General features: G+C 68.7%; 13 protein-coding genes. 11 read left to right on the top strand and 2 right to left on the bottom strand.

Annotation, left to right across the window (positions count from 1 at the left end):
• The first annotated feature begins 52 nt into the window (after positions 1–52).
• Both ACFOD9_RS04540 and ACFOD9_RS04545 read left to right on the top strand, forming a co-directional pair.
• On the top strand, positions 53–631 hold the full coding sequence (locus ACFOD9_RS04540) for an ANTAR domain-containing response regulator (RefSeq protein ID WP_379508896.1): 579 nt from the start codon (positions 53–55) through the stop codon (positions 629–631).
• Positions 631–1,839: an ABC transporter substrate-binding protein gene (locus tag ACFOD9_RS04545; protein ID WP_379508897.1), complete on the top strand. Its 1,209-nt coding sequence runs from the start codon at positions 631–633 to the stop codon at positions 1,837–1,839. Before ACFOD9_RS04540 ends, ACFOD9_RS04545 begins: the two co-directional genes overlap by 1 nt.
• A 160-nt stretch (positions 1,840–1,999) precedes the next feature.
• Here ACFOD9_RS04545 and ACFOD9_RS04550 read toward each other — a convergent pair whose 3' ends face one another.
• Positions 2,000–2,122, bottom strand: coding sequence for a hypothetical protein (locus ACFOD9_RS04550; protein WP_379508898.1), 123 nt, complete (start codon positions 2,120–2,122; stop codon positions 2,000–2,002).
• Here ACFOD9_RS04550 and ACFOD9_RS04555 point away from each other — a divergent pair.
• From ACFOD9_RS04555 to ACFOD9_RS04595, 9 genes are all read left to right on the top strand, one after another.
• Positions 2,109–3,497 (top strand): CmpA/NrtA family ABC transporter substrate-binding protein, encoded by a 1,389-nt coding sequence (locus ACFOD9_RS04555; RefSeq protein ID WP_379508899.1) that lies wholly within the window; start codon positions 2,109–2,111, stop codon positions 3,495–3,497. The genes ACFOD9_RS04550 and ACFOD9_RS04555 overlap by 14 nt on opposite strands.
• Positions 3,498–3,522: 25 nt before the next feature.
• On the top strand, positions 3,523–4,554 hold the full coding sequence (locus ACFOD9_RS04560) for an ABC transporter permease (protein WP_379508900.1): 1,032 nt from the start codon (positions 3,523–3,525) through the stop codon (positions 4,552–4,554).
• A gap of 69 nt (positions 4,555–4,623) precedes the next feature.
• Positions 4,624–6,306: an ABC transporter ATP-binding protein gene (locus ACFOD9_RS04565; protein ID WP_379508901.1), complete on the top strand. Its 1,683-nt coding sequence runs from the start codon at positions 4,624–4,626 to the stop codon at positions 6,304–6,306.
• 60 nt (positions 6,307–6,366) lie between these two features.
• On the top strand, positions 6,367–7,629 hold the full coding sequence (locus ACFOD9_RS04570; RefSeq protein ID WP_379508902.1) for an alginate export family protein: 1,263 nt from the start codon (positions 6,367–6,369) through the stop codon (positions 7,627–7,629).
• Positions 7,630–7,882: 253 nt separating this feature from the next.
• Entirely contained in the window at positions 7,883–10,408 is a 2,526-nt protein-coding gene (nirB, locus tag ACFOD9_RS04575; RefSeq protein WP_379508903.1) for a nitrite reductase large subunit NirB, read from the top strand.
• The gene (nirD, locus tag ACFOD9_RS04580) at positions 10,405–10,761 is read left to right on the top strand and encodes a nitrite reductase small subunit NirD (protein WP_379508904.1); all 357 of its coding nucleotides are present in this window, start codon (positions 10,405–10,407) and stop codon (positions 10,759–10,761) included. Before nirB ends, nirD begins: the two co-directional genes overlap by 4 nt.
• Before the next feature lie 4 nt (positions 10,762–10,765).
• Positions 10,766–13,345 carry a nitrate reductase gene (locus tag ACFOD9_RS04585; protein WP_379508905.1) on the top strand — a complete coding sequence of 860 codons (2,580 nt, stop codon included), beginning with the start codon at positions 10,766–10,768 and terminating at the stop codon, positions 13,343–13,345.
• Complete coding sequence (cobA, locus tag ACFOD9_RS04590; protein WP_379508906.1) at positions 13,342–14,154, top strand: uroporphyrinogen-III C-methyltransferase; 813 nt, start codon at positions 13,342–13,344, stop codon at positions 14,152–14,154. The genes ACFOD9_RS04585 and cobA overlap by 4 nt, the downstream gene beginning before the upstream one ends.
• Positions 14,151–14,300, top strand: a complete 150-nt coding sequence (locus ACFOD9_RS04595; protein WP_379508907.1) for a hypothetical protein — start codon at positions 14,151–14,153, stop codon at positions 14,298–14,300. The genes cobA and ACFOD9_RS04595 overlap by 4 nt, the downstream gene beginning before the upstream one ends.
• A 64-nt stretch (positions 14,301–14,364) precedes the next feature.
• Here ACFOD9_RS04595 and ACFOD9_RS04600 read toward each other — a convergent pair whose 3' ends face one another.
• Positions 14,365–15,591 carry an RsmB/NOP family class I SAM-dependent RNA methyltransferase gene (locus ACFOD9_RS04600; RefSeq protein ID WP_379508908.1) on the bottom strand — a complete coding sequence of 409 codons (1,227 nt, stop codon included), beginning with the start codon at positions 15,589–15,591 and terminating at the stop codon, positions 14,365–14,367.
• Positions 15,592–15,625: the final 34 nt, after the last annotated feature.

The raw sequence follows: 15,625 nt of genomic DNA on the forward strand, positions 1-15,625 counted from the left end.
CTCCCCGGCATCCCCCGTTGCGTTTCAGCGTGTTGCGCTGCACAAGTGCGGGATGCGGATCGCCATCGTCGATGAAAGTGCCTCTCGCGCCGCGATCATTCGCGAGGGGCTCATCGCGTTCGACGATTGCGAGCTGTTCGTGCTGACCGAGCGGCGCGGGCTGGTCGCCCGGATCGGGGAGATCGCGCCCGACATCGTGCTGATGGACCTGGGCAACCCCTCGCGCGACGTGCTCGAGGAATATTTCGCGGTCAGCCGCGTGCTCGCCCGCCCGATCGCCATGTTCGTCGACCAGTCCGACGAGGAGGCCATCGCCGCCTCGGTCGATGCCGGGGTCTCGGCCTATGTGGTCGACGGGCTGGCCGCCCACCGCATCCGCCCCCTGCTCGATCTCGCCGTGCGCCGGTTCAGCGCCTTCTCGCGGCTGGAAAAGGATCTTGCCGAAGCCAAGGGCAAGCTGGCCGAGCGCGAGTCGATCGATCAGGCCAAGCGCATCCTGATGGACAGCCGCGGCTTCACCGAGCCGCAAGCCTATGCCGAACTCCGCAAGACCGCAATGAACCAGGGCAAGCGGATCGCCGAGATCGCCGAGGCCGTGCTGACCGCGCACCGCCTGCTGGGAGGGACCTGATGCCTGCTGAACTGACCATCGGTTTCCTTCCCCTGGTCGATGCCTGCTTGCCGATCCTGGCCCGCGAACATGGCTTTGCCGAGGCCGAGGGGCTTTCCCTGCGCCTCATGAAGGACATGAGCTGGGCCACCGTGCTCGACCGGCTGCTCTATGGCCATTCCGACGTGGCCCACCTGGTCGCCCCGCTGCCGATTGCCGCCACCCTGGGCCGCGGCCGGCCGGCGCAGCCCCTGTCGGTGCCCTTCGTTCTGGGGCTGAACGGCAATGCGATCACCATGCGCCCCGACCTGGCCGCGCGGGTGGGCCAGCCGGGCAGGCTGGGCGATCCGGCGAGGGTCGGCGCGGCCCTGCGCGTGGTGGCGCAGGAACGGCTGGCCGCCGGCCGCCCGCTGCGCTTCGGCGTGGTCCACCGCTATTCCAGCCACAACTATATGCTGCGCTACTGGCTGGCGGCCTGTGGTATCCGACCCGACAGCGAAGTAGAAATCTCCACCGTGCCCCCGCCGTTCTGCGCCGATGCGCTGGAGGCGGGCGAGGTCGATGCGATCTGCGTGGGCGAGCCGTGGAACTCGGTCGCGGTGGAACGCGGGGTCGGCCAGATTGTGCTGGTCACCGCGCAGATCTGGCGGCGCGGGGTCGAAAAGGTGCTGGCCCTGCGCGAGCCGGTGCTGGAGGACCGGCGCGACGATGTCGAGGCGCTGGTCCGCGCGCTGGTCGCCACCGGCCGCCATTTCGTCGATCCGGCCAACTGGGAGGTCAATGCCGCGATCCTAGCCCGGCCGGAATATCTCGACGGGTCGGCCGAACTGATCCGCCGCGCCATTTCCGATCGCATCCTGCTGGTCGCCGGCGGAAAGCCGGTCCACTATCCCGATTTCATGTTCCAGTACCGCGAGGCGGCGAACTTCCCCTGGGTCAGCCAGGCCGAATGGCTTTACACCCAGATGATCCGCTGGGAAGGCACACCCTTCGTGGCCGAGGAGGCCGCGCGCGCCGCCCGGGTGTTCCGCCCGGATGTCTATCGCAGCGCCCTGCTCGGCACCGGCGAACCGCTGCCGGGGGCCAGTTCCAAGGTCGAAGGCAGCCTCACCGGGCTCACCGCGGTCGGCACCCAGCAGGGCCGCATGACCATGGAGAACAACAGCTTCTTCGATCGCATGAGCTTCGATCCGCACGACCTTGCCGGCTACCTGGCGCGGCTGCCGTAGCGGAAATTATTGCTGCACCGCAAAAACCTCTTGCACTTGCAGCAGCGAATCGCTTACCCCTAGGGACAGGAAGCGGTGGCGCCGCCCAAGGTCGGGCGATCCAGCGAACCGTTTTCGCACAGCAACATAGCGTGGCAACGTCGCCGCCCGAACCAGCCCTTCACGGGGTCGGATCGTGGCGGTTTCCTGCGTTGTTCGCGCGCTCTTGACGGGGACGGCAGATGAGCATGACGGAAAACAGGTCGGCTTTCAGGATCGCGCGACGGGGGATGATCGCCGTCATGCTGGCCAGCGTGGCGCTGGCAGGCTGCGGCAAGGGCGCCCAGGCGCCTGCCGACAACAGTGAAATCGCGAAGATCGCGGCGGCCAACGGGATCGAGAAGCCGAACCTCAAGCTGGGCTTCATCAAGCTGACCGACATCGCCCCGTTGGTCGTGGCCAAGGAAAAGGGCTTCTTCGCGGAAGAAGGCCTGAACGTCACCCTCGAGCCGCAGGCCAACTGGAAGGTCCTGCTCGATGGCGTGGTCTCCGGCCAGCTCGATGCCTCGCATATGCTGGCGGGCCAGATCCTCGCCTCGGGCGCCGGGATCGGCGCCAAGACCAGGCTGATCACCCCCTTCAGCCTCGACATAAACGGCAAGGCCGTGACCATCTCCAACGCGGTCTACGGCGAGATCGCCCCCACCCTGCCCAAGGGGCCGGACGGCAAGGTGATCATGCCGGTGTCCGCCGCGGCGCTGAAGCCGGTCGTCGCCAGGTACAAGGCCGAAGGCAAGCCTTTCAAGATGGGCATGGTCTTCCCGGTCTCCACCCACAACTACGTGCTGCGCTACTGGCTGGCGGCTGGCGGCCTCAACCCCGGCTACTACCTGCCCGGCGACACGGCCGGCACGACCGGGGCCGAGGTTCAGCTCTCGGTCACACCGCCGCCGCAGATGCCCTCGACCCTGGAAGCCGGCACGATCAGCGGCTATTCGGTGGGCGAGCCGTGGAACCAGGCCGCGGTAAAGAAGAAGATCGGCGTGCCGATCATCGTCGATCCCGATATCGCCGGCACCACCGCCGACAAGGTTTTCGGCATGACCGAAGCCTTCGCCCAGAAGAACCCCAAGACCGTCCAGGCCCTGCTGCGCGCCCTCATCCGCGCCTCGCAATGGATCGATGCCGAGGGCGGCAAGAACCGCGCGGAAACGGTCAAGCTTCTGGCGAAATCGAACTACGTCGGCGCCGACACGGACGTGCTGATGGCCTCGATGACCGGCAAGTTCACCTTCGGCGCGGGCGACACCCGCGATACGCCCGAGTTCAACCTGTTCTTCAAGGATGGCGCGAGCTACCCCTACTATTCGGACGGCATCTGGTACCTCACCCAGATGCGCCGCTGGGGCCAGATCGCCGAGGCCAAGCCCGACCAGTGGTATTTCGACACGATCAAGTCGGTCTATCGCCCGGATCTCTATGACCAGGCGGCCAAGGCGCTCGTCGCGGCCGGCAAGGCCCGGGCCGAGGACTTCCCCCAGACCGATGGCTACCGCACCTATGCCCGCAAGGCGATCGACGGCGTGACCTACGACGCCCGTCACCCGGCCGCCTATGCCGCCGCCTTCGCGATCGGGCTGAAGGACGGCCAGAAGGTCACGCCCGCGGGCGTCAAGTAAACTAGCGTATCAGAAGGAATCCGGCATGACTGTCACCCCGATCCGCAAGGAACAGTTCGAGATGGACCAGGAAATTGCGCCCCCGGGCGATCTGGCGATCGATCCCGCGGTGACCGTCGTGCCAGAGCCCGCCCCCCGGCCGGGGCGGACGGCGTTGGGCCGGTTACTCCCCAACGGGATCAAGCTGCCCTCCGCCCGCAAGATCTACGACGACGCCTGGCCGCCCTTCATCGGCGTCGCCGCGTTCCTCGGCCTGTGGGCGCTGCTGGCCCCGCGGGTGACCACCTCGCTGGGCACCCTGCCCGGCCCCGGCGACGTGTGGACCGCCTTCACCGGCCTGCTCGGCGAATATTCGGCCGCCCGCGCCGAGGCGGCAGCGGCCGAGGCGGCCGGCGGCACCTGGTCGGGCGCCCCCACCTTCGTCGACCAGATCTTCACCTCGCTCAAGACGGTCGGCATGGGCTTCGTCCTTGCCAGCCTCGTCGCCGTGCCGCTCGGCCTGATCGCCGGGATGTCGAAGCGGTTCAACGCCGCAATCAACCCGCTGGTCCAGATCATGCGCCCGATCAGCCCGCTGGCCTGGCTGCCGATCGTCACCATGGTGATCTCCGCCTCGATGACCGGCGATGATCCGGCCATGCCCAAGAGCTTCGTGATCTCGGCCGTGGTGGTCATGCTCTGCTCGCTCTGGCCAACCCTGATCAACACCGCGATCGGCACGGCCTCGATCGACAAGGACCTGATCAACGTGGGCCGCGTGCTCAAGCTGTCGTGGGTGCAGCGCCTGACCAAGCTGGTCCTGCCCTCCTCGCTCCCCTTCATCTTCACCGGTATGCGCCTGTCGCTGGGCGTGGGCTGGATGGTGCTGATCGCGGCGGAAATGCTGTCGCAGAACCCGGGCCTGGGCAAGTTCGTCTGGGACGAGTTCCAGAACGGCAACCAGCAGTCGCTCGCCCGGATCATGGTCGCGGTGGTGACCATCGGCGTGATCGGCTTCGCGCTCGACCGGATCATGATGGCCCTCCAGGCCTTCGTCTCGCGCAACCGCACGATCTGATCCGCCCCAGCCTGTCCCCCCAAGGCCACATCTCATGCCAGGCCCCATCTCATGCCAGGAGCGCCGCACATGGCCGACATCCTTTCGCTGAAGAACGTTTCCAAGCGCTACGAGGGCAAGACCGGCGGGATCACCGAGGTGCTCGGCGGAATCGACCTCGATGTCCGGGAAGGCGAATTCATCGCCATCCTCGGCTTCTCGGGCGCGGGCAAGACCACGCTGATCTCGGCCATTGCCGGGCTGGTCGAACCCGATGGCGGCGAGATCCTGCTCAAGGGCCAGGCGGTCAATGGCCCCGGCAAGGATCGCGGCCTCGTCTTCCAGTCCTATTCGCTGTTTCCCTGGCTGACCGTGGAACAGAACGTCGCCCTGGCGGTCGATGCGGTGCACAAGGATCGCAGCGCGGCGCAGCGCAAGGCGCTGGTGCGCCAGAAGGTCGAACTGGTCGGGCTTGGCCATGCTATGGACCGCAAGCCGGCCCAGCTTTCGGGCGGGATGCGCCAGCGCGTGGCCGTGGCCCGGGCGCTCGCCATGGAACCGGAAATCCTGCTGCTCGATGAACCCCTCAGCGCGCTGGACGCCCTCACCCGCGCCAAGCTGCAGGACGAGATCGAGCGGATCAGGGACGAGGAGAAGCGGACCATTCTCCTCGTCACCAATGATGTCGACGAGGCACTGCTGCTGGCCGACCGGGTGGCCGTGCTTACCCCGGCCCCCTCGGCGACCATCGGGCGCGTGTTCGACGTGAGCCTGCCCCGCCCGCGCGACCGCGAGGCGGTCAACGACAGCGCCGAATTCCAGGCGCTGCGAACGCAGATCGTGGACTATCTCGGTTCGCTGGTAAGCGGGGCCGCCCATGCGGACGCGAACAGCGCCGAACGCCTGCCCGAGGTCACCCCGCTCGACCTCGCGCCCCTGCCCAAGGCCTATGTCGATGCCGCCCGGGGCAACAACGCCCGGCGCTATCTGGAATTTTACAACCTCCACAAGGTCTACCCCACCCCCAAGGGGCCGCTGACCGTGGTGGAGAACTTCAACCTCTTGATGGACAAGGGCGAATTCATCTCGCTGATCGGCCACTCGGGCTGCGGCAAGTCCACCGTGCTGACCATGGCCTCGGGGCTCAACGCGATCAGCAAGGGCGCGATCGTGCTCGACAACCGCGAAGTCGATGCCGCCGGGCCGGACAAGGCCGTGGTGTTCCAGGCTCCCAGCCTGATGCCCTGGCTGACCGCGCGGCAGAACGTGGCACTCGGCGTGGAGCGGGTCTATCCCCATGCCAGCCGGGCGGAACGGCGCGAAATCATCGACTATTACCTCGATCGCGTGGGCCTGGGCGATGCGCGCGACAAGCTGGCCGCCGAAATGTCGAACGGGATGCGCCAGCGCGTGGGCATTGCCCGCGCCTTCGCCCTCTCGCCGCGCCTGCTCCTGCTCGACGAACCCTTCGGAATGCTCGACAGCCTCACCCGCTGGGACCTGCAGGACGTGCTGGTGGAGGTCTGGAACCGCACCAAGGTCACCGCGATCATGGTGACCCACGATGTCGACGAGGCGATCCTGCTGGCCGATCGCGTGGTGATGATGACCAATGGGCCGAACGCCACGATCGGCAAGGTGCTCAAGGTCGATCTGCCGCGCCCGCGCGATCGCAAGACCTTGCTCAAGGATCCGCAGTTCTATGCCTACCGCCAGGAAGTCCTGCACTTCCTTGCCGAATATGATCACGGGCCGGGCGCCAAAGCGGCCTGACAAGAACCCTCCGGGAGAGGAGGCCTGATTGGCAAGGGATTCCAATCAGGGAGTAAGACAATGGGGAAATGCAAGACCGTGGCGGCGCTGCTCGCGCTGCCGCTGACGATGGCCTGCGCCTCGGCCGCTCTGGCCGCGCCCGGCGATCCGGTGAAGGTGGGCGAAGGGCTCACCCTCGATCCGATCGTCGATGGCCGGCTGCGCTGGGAAAACGTCACCACGCCCACGCTCGATGCCGATGCGGTAACCCTGCGCCTGCGCGCCGGGGCCGAGCTGAAACACAGCTCGGGCCTCGCCTTCCTCGCCGAGGCGGAAGGCACCCTGGCGATCGTCGATCACTACAACGCCTTCGCCTTCCCGATTGCCGACACCCAGCGCCGCCCCGGCTTTGCGGTGGTGGCCGATCCGATGAACATCGAGCTCAACCGGATCCAGCTGCAATACAAGTCCAAGCCCCTCACCCTCACCGTGGGCCGCCAGCGCATCAACCTCGATGACCAGCGCTTCGTGGGCAGCGTCGGCTGGCGCCAGAACGAACAGACCTTCGATGCCGGCCGCGTCGAGGCCAGCCTCGGCCCCGTTTCGCTCGACGGCACCTTCGCCACGGCCCAGCGCACCATCCTCGGCTTCGATGCCGGGCCGCGCCTTGCCTATGACGGCAAGTTCTGGTTCCTCGGCGCGGGCGTGAAGCAGGGGCCGGTCCAGGCCAAGGCCTTCGCCTACCTGCTCGACTACAATCCCGCCGAACAGGTCGGCACGCTGGCCGCGCCCAACGCCGATACCCAGACCTATGGCGTGCGGGTCACCGCCGCCCTGCCGCTCGCCGGCAAGACCAAGGTCAACCTTGCGGCCAGCTATGCCCGCCAGTCCGACTGGAAGCAGAACCCCGCCAACTATGCGGTAAGCTATCTCGCCGGCGAGGCAGGCCTGGCTCTGGCCAACGGCTTTGGCGCCACCGCCGGCTATGAAAAGCTGGGCGGCAATGGCACCCGCGCCTTCCAGACCCCGATGGCCACCCTCCACAAGTTCAACGGCTGGGCCGACCTGTTCCTGACCACGCCTGCGGCCGGCCTTGAAGACTGGTATGGCGGCGTGACCTGGAAGTTCGCCCAGGTGAAGGCGCTGCCCGGGCTGAATGCCGCGGTCACCTATCACCGCTTCGAAAGCGATGCCGGCTCGGTCCACTATGGCAACGAATGGGATGCCAGCCTCGGCTTCAAGCTGGGCCGGGCCAACCTGCTCGCCAAGTATGCGAACTACAACGCCGACAAGTTCAGCGTGGATACCGCCAAGTTCTGGCTCCAGCTCGAACTGGCCTACTGAGGCAAGGCCGTCCCGGCCCCCGGGGCCGGGGCGGCCACCAATTCATGCTGCACTGCAAAAAACACTTGCCAGGGAGGGGCCGAATCACATAGTCTCGGCCTCGAAGGCAGGAAGTGCCGCCCAAGGCCGGGCGGATCAGCACCCCCGCCCGACAATCGACAGACGCGTGGCAATGCAGCCGCCCGTACCGATCCTGCAAGGGGCGGTCCGAGGCGGCTTTTTTGTGTTGTGCGCGGGTTTCAGGAGAAGACCGTTGAACGCGCCCGTATCCTTTCCCTCCTCCGGTTCCGGCCAGGCCCAGCTCGAACGGCTGGTGGTCATCGGCAATGGCATGGCCGGCTGCCGCGCGGTCGAGGAAGTGCTCGCCCGCGATCCCGCGCGCTACGCGGTCACCATCTTCGGCGCCGAACCCCGGGTCAACTACAACCGGATCATGCTCTCGCCCGTCCTCGCCGGCGAAAAGACCTTCGAGGACATCGTGATCAACGGTCCCGAATGGTACGAGGACAACGGCATCACCCTGGTTTCCGGGGATCCGGTCGTGGCGATCGACCGCGCTGGCCAGACCGTGGTCACCCGCTCGGGTCGCACCGAGGCCTATGACCGCCTGCTGATCGCCACCGGCTCCGATCCGTTCATCATCCCGGTTCCCGGCCACGATCTGCCCGGCGTGGTCACCTTCCGCGATCTCGACGACGTCGACCGGATGCTGGCGGCGGCTGAAAACGGCGGCAGCGCGGTGGTCATCGGCGGCGGCCTGCTCGGCCTCGAAGCCGCCCATGGCCTGGCGCTGCGCGGAATGCAGGTCACTGTCGTCCACCTGATGCCCACCCTGATGGAGCGCCAGCTCGACGAGGCCGCCGGCTACCTGCTCAAGAGCGAACTGGAGCGCCGCGGCCAGACCATCGTCACCGGCGGCGATACCGCCGAGATCCTGGGCACCGATGGCCACGTGACCGGCGTCAAGCTCAAGGACGGGCGCGAATTTCCGGCCGACATCGTGGTCATGGCGGTCGGCATCCGCCCCGCCACCACGCTGGCCCGCGCTGCCGGCCTCGAAGTCGAACGCGGCATCGTGGTCGATGATCACATGGTCACCTCGGACCCGGCCATCATGGCCGTGGGCGAATGCGTCCAGCACCGCGGCACCTGCTATGGCCTGGTCGCCCCGCTGTGGGATATGTGCCGCTCACTGGCCGATCACGCGGTCGGCAGCCCCAGCGGCTATGCCGGCTCGGTCACCTCCACCAAGCTCAAGGTCTCGGGGATCGACCTGTTCTCGGCCGGCGATTTCTCGGGCGGCGACGGCGCGGAAGACATCGTCATGCGCGATGCCGCGCGCGGGATCTACAAGCGCGTGATCGTCAAGGACGATCGGCTGGTCGGCGCGGTGCTCTATGGCGATACCGCCGATGGCGCCTGGTACTTCGACCTGCTCAAGAAGGGCGAGGACGTCTCGTCCATCCGCGAGGCGCTGATCTTCGGCCAGGCCTTCGCGGCGGGCGGCGCCGGGGGGGGCGCCCTTGCAAACCCTAATGCCGCCGTTGCCGCCCTTTCGGACGATGCCGAAATCTGCGGTTGCAACGGCGTTTCCAAGGGCAAGGTCGTTGCAACCATCCAGCAGGGTGCTTGCAGCCTCGATGCGGTGCGCTCGCAGTGCAAGGCCTCGGCCTCCTGCGGCTCGTGCACGGGCCTCGTGGAAAGCCTGCTCGCGCTGACGCTGGGCGACGAGGTCCAGTCCGGCCCGAAATCGCTGTGCAAGTGCACCAGCTTCACGCATGACGACGTGCGCCGCCTGATCCTCGAAAAGGACCTCAAGGCCATCCCCCAGGTCATGCAGGAACTGCACTGGACCACGCCGCATGGCTGCGCCTCGTGCCGCCCGGCGCTCAACTACTACCTGCTCTGCGCCTGGCCGGGCGAATACGAGGACGAACAGCACAGCCGCTTCGTCAACGAACGGATGCACGCCAACATCCAGAAGGACGGCACCTATTCGGTGGTCCCGCGGATGTGGGGCGGCCTCACCAACCCGACCGAACTGCGCGCCATCGCCGACGTGGTGGAGAAGTACAACGCGCCGATGGTCAAGGTCACCGGCGGCCAGCGACTCGACATCTTCGGGATCAAGAAGGAAGACCTGCCCGCCGTCTGGGCCGATCTCAATGCCGCCGGGATGGTCTCGGGCCACGCCTACGGCAAGAGCCTTCGCACCGTGAAGACCTGCGTCGGTTCCGAATGGTGCCGCTTCGGAACCCAGGATTCCACCGGCCTCGGCGTCAAGATCGAGCGGATGACCTGGGGCTCGTGGATGCCCCACAAGTTCAAGATCGCCGTCTCGGGCTGCCCGCGCAATTGCGCCGAGGCCACGATCAAGGACTTCGGCGTGGTCTGCGTCGATAGCGGCTACGAGCTGCACGTCGGCGGCAACGGCGGGATCAAGGTCCGCGCCACCGACCTGTTGTGCAAGGTCGAAACCGAAGACGAGGCGATGGAGGTCTGCTCGGCCTTCATCCAGCTCTACCGCGAACAGGCGCACTACCTGGAACGCACCGCGCCGTGGATCGAGCGGGTGGGCCTCGAAAGCGTGAAGAGCGCCCTGTTCGACCAGCCCGAAACGGTCGCCACCCTCGCCGCCCGCTTCCGCCATTCGCAACAGTTCATGCAGTCCGACCCCTGGGCCGAACGCGCGGCCGGGCGCGATGCGGAACTGCACCAGCACATGGCCGAAGTGCGCCCCTTCCCCACCAACGTGCAGCAGATGGAGTTCGCGAAATGATTGGCGATTGGCTCGATATCGGCCCGGTGAGCCAGATTTCGCCGGGCAATGCCCGGACCCTGCCGGTGCGCGGAGGCGAGGAGATCGCCGTGTTCCACACGCTCGACAACCGCTTCTTCGCCTTGGTCAACCGCTGCCCGCACAAGGCCGGCCCGCTCTCGCAGGGGATCGTCCACGGCGATGTCGTCACCTGCCCGCTGCACGCGTGGAACATCTCGCTCAAGACCGGCAAGGCGCTGGGCGACGATGACGGCTGCGTGCCGACCATCCCGCTCAGGGTCGATGCCGGGCGCATCTACCTGCTGCGCGAGGCCGTGCTCGGCGGCGGCACGCCCCCGGCCAAGGTGGCCTGAGGCGATGGCGCGCGCGATCCGCACCACCTGTGCCTATTGCGGTGTCGGCTGCGGCATCCGCGCCGAAGTCACCGGCGAGCGCACGGTGCGGATCGCCGGCGACCCCGAGCACCCGGCCAATTTCGGCAAGCTGTGCTCCAAGGGCACGCACCTGGGCGAAACGGTGGGCCTGGAAGGCCGCCTGCTCCACCCGATGATCGGCAAGGCCCATGCCGGCTGGGACGAGGCGCTCGATCTCGCCGCCGCCCGGATGCGCGCCACCATCGCCGAACACGGGCCGGACAGCGTGGCCTTCTACGTCTCGGGCCAGCTCCTCACCGAGGATTACTACGTCGCCAACAAGCTGATGAAGGGCTTCATCGGCAGCGCCAACATCGATACCAACAGCCGCCTGTGCATGGCCAGCGCCGTCGCCGCCCACAACCGCGCCTTCGGCGAGGACCTGGTCCCCTGCACCTATGACGATCTCGACGAGGCCGACCTGATCCTGCTGGTCGGCTCCAACACCGCCTGGTGCCACCCGGTCGTCTGGCAGCGGATCGAGGCGGCCCGCGCCGCGCGCGGCACGAAACTGGTGGTCATCGATCCGCGCCGCACCGAAACCGCCGAACAGGCCGATCTCCACGTGGCCGTAGCCCCCGATGGCGACGTGGCCCTGTTCAATGCCCTCTTGGCCGAGATGCGCGATCGGGGGCTCCTCGATACCGCCTTCCTGGCGAACCGCTGCGAGGTGCCGGAAGGCTTTGTTGATGGCCTCGCCGCCCGCGATCCCGGCGTCCCCCACGCCACCTTCGCCGCCCTTGCCGATCTCGTCGCCGCCCACCCGCGCATGGTCACCCTGTTCAGCCAGGGCGCCAACCAGTCGCGCTCCGGGACCGACAAGGGCAATGCGATCATCAACCTTCACCTCGCCACCGGCCGGATCAACCGAGCCGGCGCCGGCCCCTTCTCGATCACCGGCCAGCCCAATGCCATGGGCGGGCGCGAAGTGGGCGGTCTGGCCAACACCCTGGCCTGCCACCTCGGCTTCTCGGGCGAGGAACGCGCCGATGCGGCGATGTTCTGGAACGCCCCCAACATCTGCGCCGGCCCCGGCCTCAAGGCGGTCGACCTGTTCCGCGCGGTCCATGATGGCCGGGTGAAATTCCTCTGGGTCATGGCCACCAACCCGGCCGTCTCGATGCCCGATGCCGGCTTCGTGCGCGAAGCCTTGGCCCGGTGCGAAACCCTGGTCGTCTCCGATGTCATGGCCGATACCGATACCGCGCGCCTTGCCCACATCCGCCTGCCGGCGCTGGCCTGGGGCGAGAAGGACGGCACGGTGACCAATTCGGAACGCCGGGTCAGCCGCCAGCGCGCCCTGTTCCCAGCGCCCGGCGAGGCCCGCGCCGACTGGGCGATCCTGTGCGATTTCGCCCGCCGCATGGGCTGGGGCCGCGCCTTCGATTTCGCCGGAAACGCCGCCGTCTTCCGCGAATATGCGGCGATGACCGCGCTTGCCGTGCGCCATGGCCGCAAGCTCGATCTCACCGACCAGGCGAGCCTGAGCGATGCCGAGTTCGATGCGCTCGAACCGTTCATCTGGGGCGGCGCCCACCCCCTGGCAAAAGGCGCCAGCCACGCCGGCGGCAAGGCCCGGCTCATCGCCGTCCACCCGGCCCCCATCGCCCACGATCCGGCCTATCCCTTGCGCCTCAACACCGGCCGCTACCGCGACCAGTGGCACACGATGACCCGTACCGGCCTTTCGCCCACCCTGTCGCAGCACCGGCGCGAACCCCTGCTCGAAGTGCACCCCGCCGATGCCGCGCGCGAAGGCCTCGCCGATGGCGGGCTGGCGCGGGTCACCACGGCGGCGGGCGAAAGCCTGTTCCGGGTGGCGATCAGCGACGGCCAGCGGCCGGGCGACCTGTTCGTGCCGATGCACTGGACCGACGAGATGGCCAGCGGCGGCCGGGCCAATCGCCTGCCGCTGCAGGAAACCGATCCGCTCTCGGGCCAGCCCGGCTTCAAGGATACGCCCGCCCGGGTGGAAGCGGTCGCCCCGCAATGGCGCGCCTTCCTCGTCAGCCGCACCGAAGTGGCGCTGCCGCCGTTGCTGTGGTGGTCGCGCGCGCGGGTGGCCGGCGGCTGGCTCCATGAACTGGCCGGCGAAGAGGCGCTCGATCTGGCCCTGGTCCTGCCCGAAGGCGACTGGCTCGAAGCGGTGGACATGGCGCGGGGGATGCGCCGCATCGTGGTGCGCGGCGCCGATGGCGCGCTGCTGGCCGCCTGCTACCTCACCCGCACCGGCGAACTGCCCGCGCGTGACTGGGTGGCGGGCCAGCTGGCCAGCACCGCGGCCGATACCCGCGAACTGCTCGCCGCCCGTCCCGCCAAGCCCCAGGCCGATCGCGGGCCGATCGTCTGCGTCTGCCATGGCGTGGGCGCCAACCAGATCCGCGAGGCCGCCCTGTGCGGCGCGGCCACGGTGGAGGCCATTGGCACGGAAACCTGCGCCGGAACCAATTGCGGCTCGTGCCGCCCGGCCATCGCCCGCCTGCTCGAGGCGGCGCTCACCCCGGAAAAGGAGGCCGCGGAATGACCATTCGGCAAACCCAGGGCGATTCGGCCGACTTCCCCAATGGCATGGTCTGGCTGGTCGGCGCCGGCCCGGGCGATCCCGAGCTGCTCACCCGCAAGGCCGAACGGCTGATCAAGGCGGCCACGGCGGTGTTCCACGATGCGCTGGTCGGCCCCGGCGTGCTCGACCTCGCCGGGCCGCAGGCAAGGCTGGTCCATGTCGGCAAGCGCTCGGGCCGCCATTCGAAGGACCAGGCCACGATCGACAGCCTGATCGTCGAGGCCGCGCTGGCCGGCGAACGGGTGGTGCGCCTCAAGGGCGGCGATCCGGCGATCTTCGCCCGCGCCGAGGAGGAACTCACCGCCTGCCAGGCCGCGGGCGTGCCGGTGGCGATCTGCCCCGGGATCACCGCCGCCAGCGCGGCGGCGGCCACCCTCGGCCAGTCGCTGACCCTGCGCGGACTGGCCCGCAAGCTGACCTTCGTCACCGCTCACGCCAGGGGCGACGAAGCCCTCGCGCTCGATTGGCAGTCGCTCGCCGATCCGGCGGCAACGCTGGCGGTCTACATGGGCAAGGCGGCGGCCGGCGCGGTATCGCAAGGCCTGATCGGGGCCGGAATGCCGCCCGAAACCCCCGTCGCCCTGATCGAGAACGCCTCCTGCCCGGGCGAGCAGGTGATCACCACAAGGCTCGACCTCCTGCCGCTTGCCGCCATGGCCAGCCTTGGCGCCGGGCCGGCGCTGATCCTGATCGGGGCCGCGATCGGCGCCCGCCAGCAGGGCGGCCAAGTCGTCCGGTCGCACGAACCGGCCGGGAGCGCGCTGGCATGAGGATTGTCGAAGCCCTGCGCGCCCTGCTTTCGCCAGCCCTGTGCGAACGGTGTGGCCAGAGCTGGACCCCGCGCCGGACAGCGGGCACGGACGGACGGGTTCCCTCGCCCCCGCCGTGCCCGGTCTGCGGCTTCGGCGGGCGCTAGCTTCTGTTTCCGTTTGCGGAAACAGGGGCGGGCTGGTGCCGCTTCCCCGTCAGCGCAACGATGCCTACGCCTGCCAGCGGGCGATGAAGAACCCGTCCAGCCCGCCCGCCTCGGGCAGCATCCCGGGATCGGTCCGCAGCCAGCCTTCCGGCGTGGGGGAAAGGCCTGCGGGCAGTTCCTCCGCCCTGATCGGCAGCGGGGTCAGTGCCACCCCGGCGGCGATATCCTCGCCCTCCTCGCGCTCCTGCGAACAGACCGCATAGACCAGCCGCCCGCCCGGGTTCAGCCAGCCGGCGGTGCGCGCCAGCAGGCGCTGCTGCAATTCGGCCATGCCGCGAATATGGGTCGGGGTGATGCGATGCAGCACGTCGGGATGGCGGCGGCAGGTGCCGGTGGCGGTGCACGGCGCATCGAGCAGGATGGCATCGAACCGCTCCTGCGGCTCCCAATCCTGCACATCGGCCACCACCACTTCAACCGGCAGGGCCATCCGCGCGAAATTGTCGCGCAGCCGCTCCAGCCGCTTGGCGCTGGCATCGAGCGCGGTCACCTGCCAGCCGGCGGCGGCCAGTTGCAGCGCCTTGCCGCCCGGCGCGGCGCACAGGTCCAGCGCCGTGCCGGCGCCCGGCCCCAGCAGCCGCGCCGGCAGGCTCGCCGCCAGGTCCTGGACCCACCACGCGCCCTCGCCAAAGCCGGGCAGCCGCTCCACCGCCTCGCCGCGCGGCAGGCGCACATGGCCCGGCGCCAGCGACAGGCCGCCCAGCCGCTCGACCCATTGCGCGGTCTCGCCCGCATCCTTGAGGGTGAGATCAAGCGCGGGCGGCAGGGCCAGGGCGGCGGCAATCGCCCCGGCGCGATCCCCCCAGCGCGCGGCCACCGCGGCCGGCAGGCTCGGATGGGCGGGCAGGCTCGCCTCTCGCCGGGTGAGCGTGGCGAAAACCCCGTGCGCCAGCCGCTTCGGCCCGCCCATCAGCAGCGGCAGGGCAGTGGCCACCACGGCATGGGGCGGCGTGCCCAGCCGCAGCCACTGGGCCAGCATCAGCCGCAGCACGGCGCGCGGCTTGGCATCGTCCGGCAAAGGCTCGCGGGTGGCGCTGTCGATCAGGGCGTCGAGATCGGGCAGCCAGCGCAGCGCCTCGGCGGCGATGGCGCGGGCGAGCTGCCGGTCGGCATCGGCGGCAATGCCCTGAACGGCATTGTGCGCGGCCTGGTCGAGCGTTTCGCCCCGACGCAGGACGGCATCGAGCAGCTTGAGCGCGGCGCGGCGGGCGGGAAGGCCGGGAATATCCATGCCCCGCCCCTAGAGCCGATTGCATTGCGGCGCC

Source organism: Novosphingobium bradum (genome assembly GCF_042646485.1).
GTDB lineage: Bacteria > Pseudomonadota > Alphaproteobacteria > Sphingomonadales > Sphingomonadaceae > Novosphingobium > Novosphingobium bradum.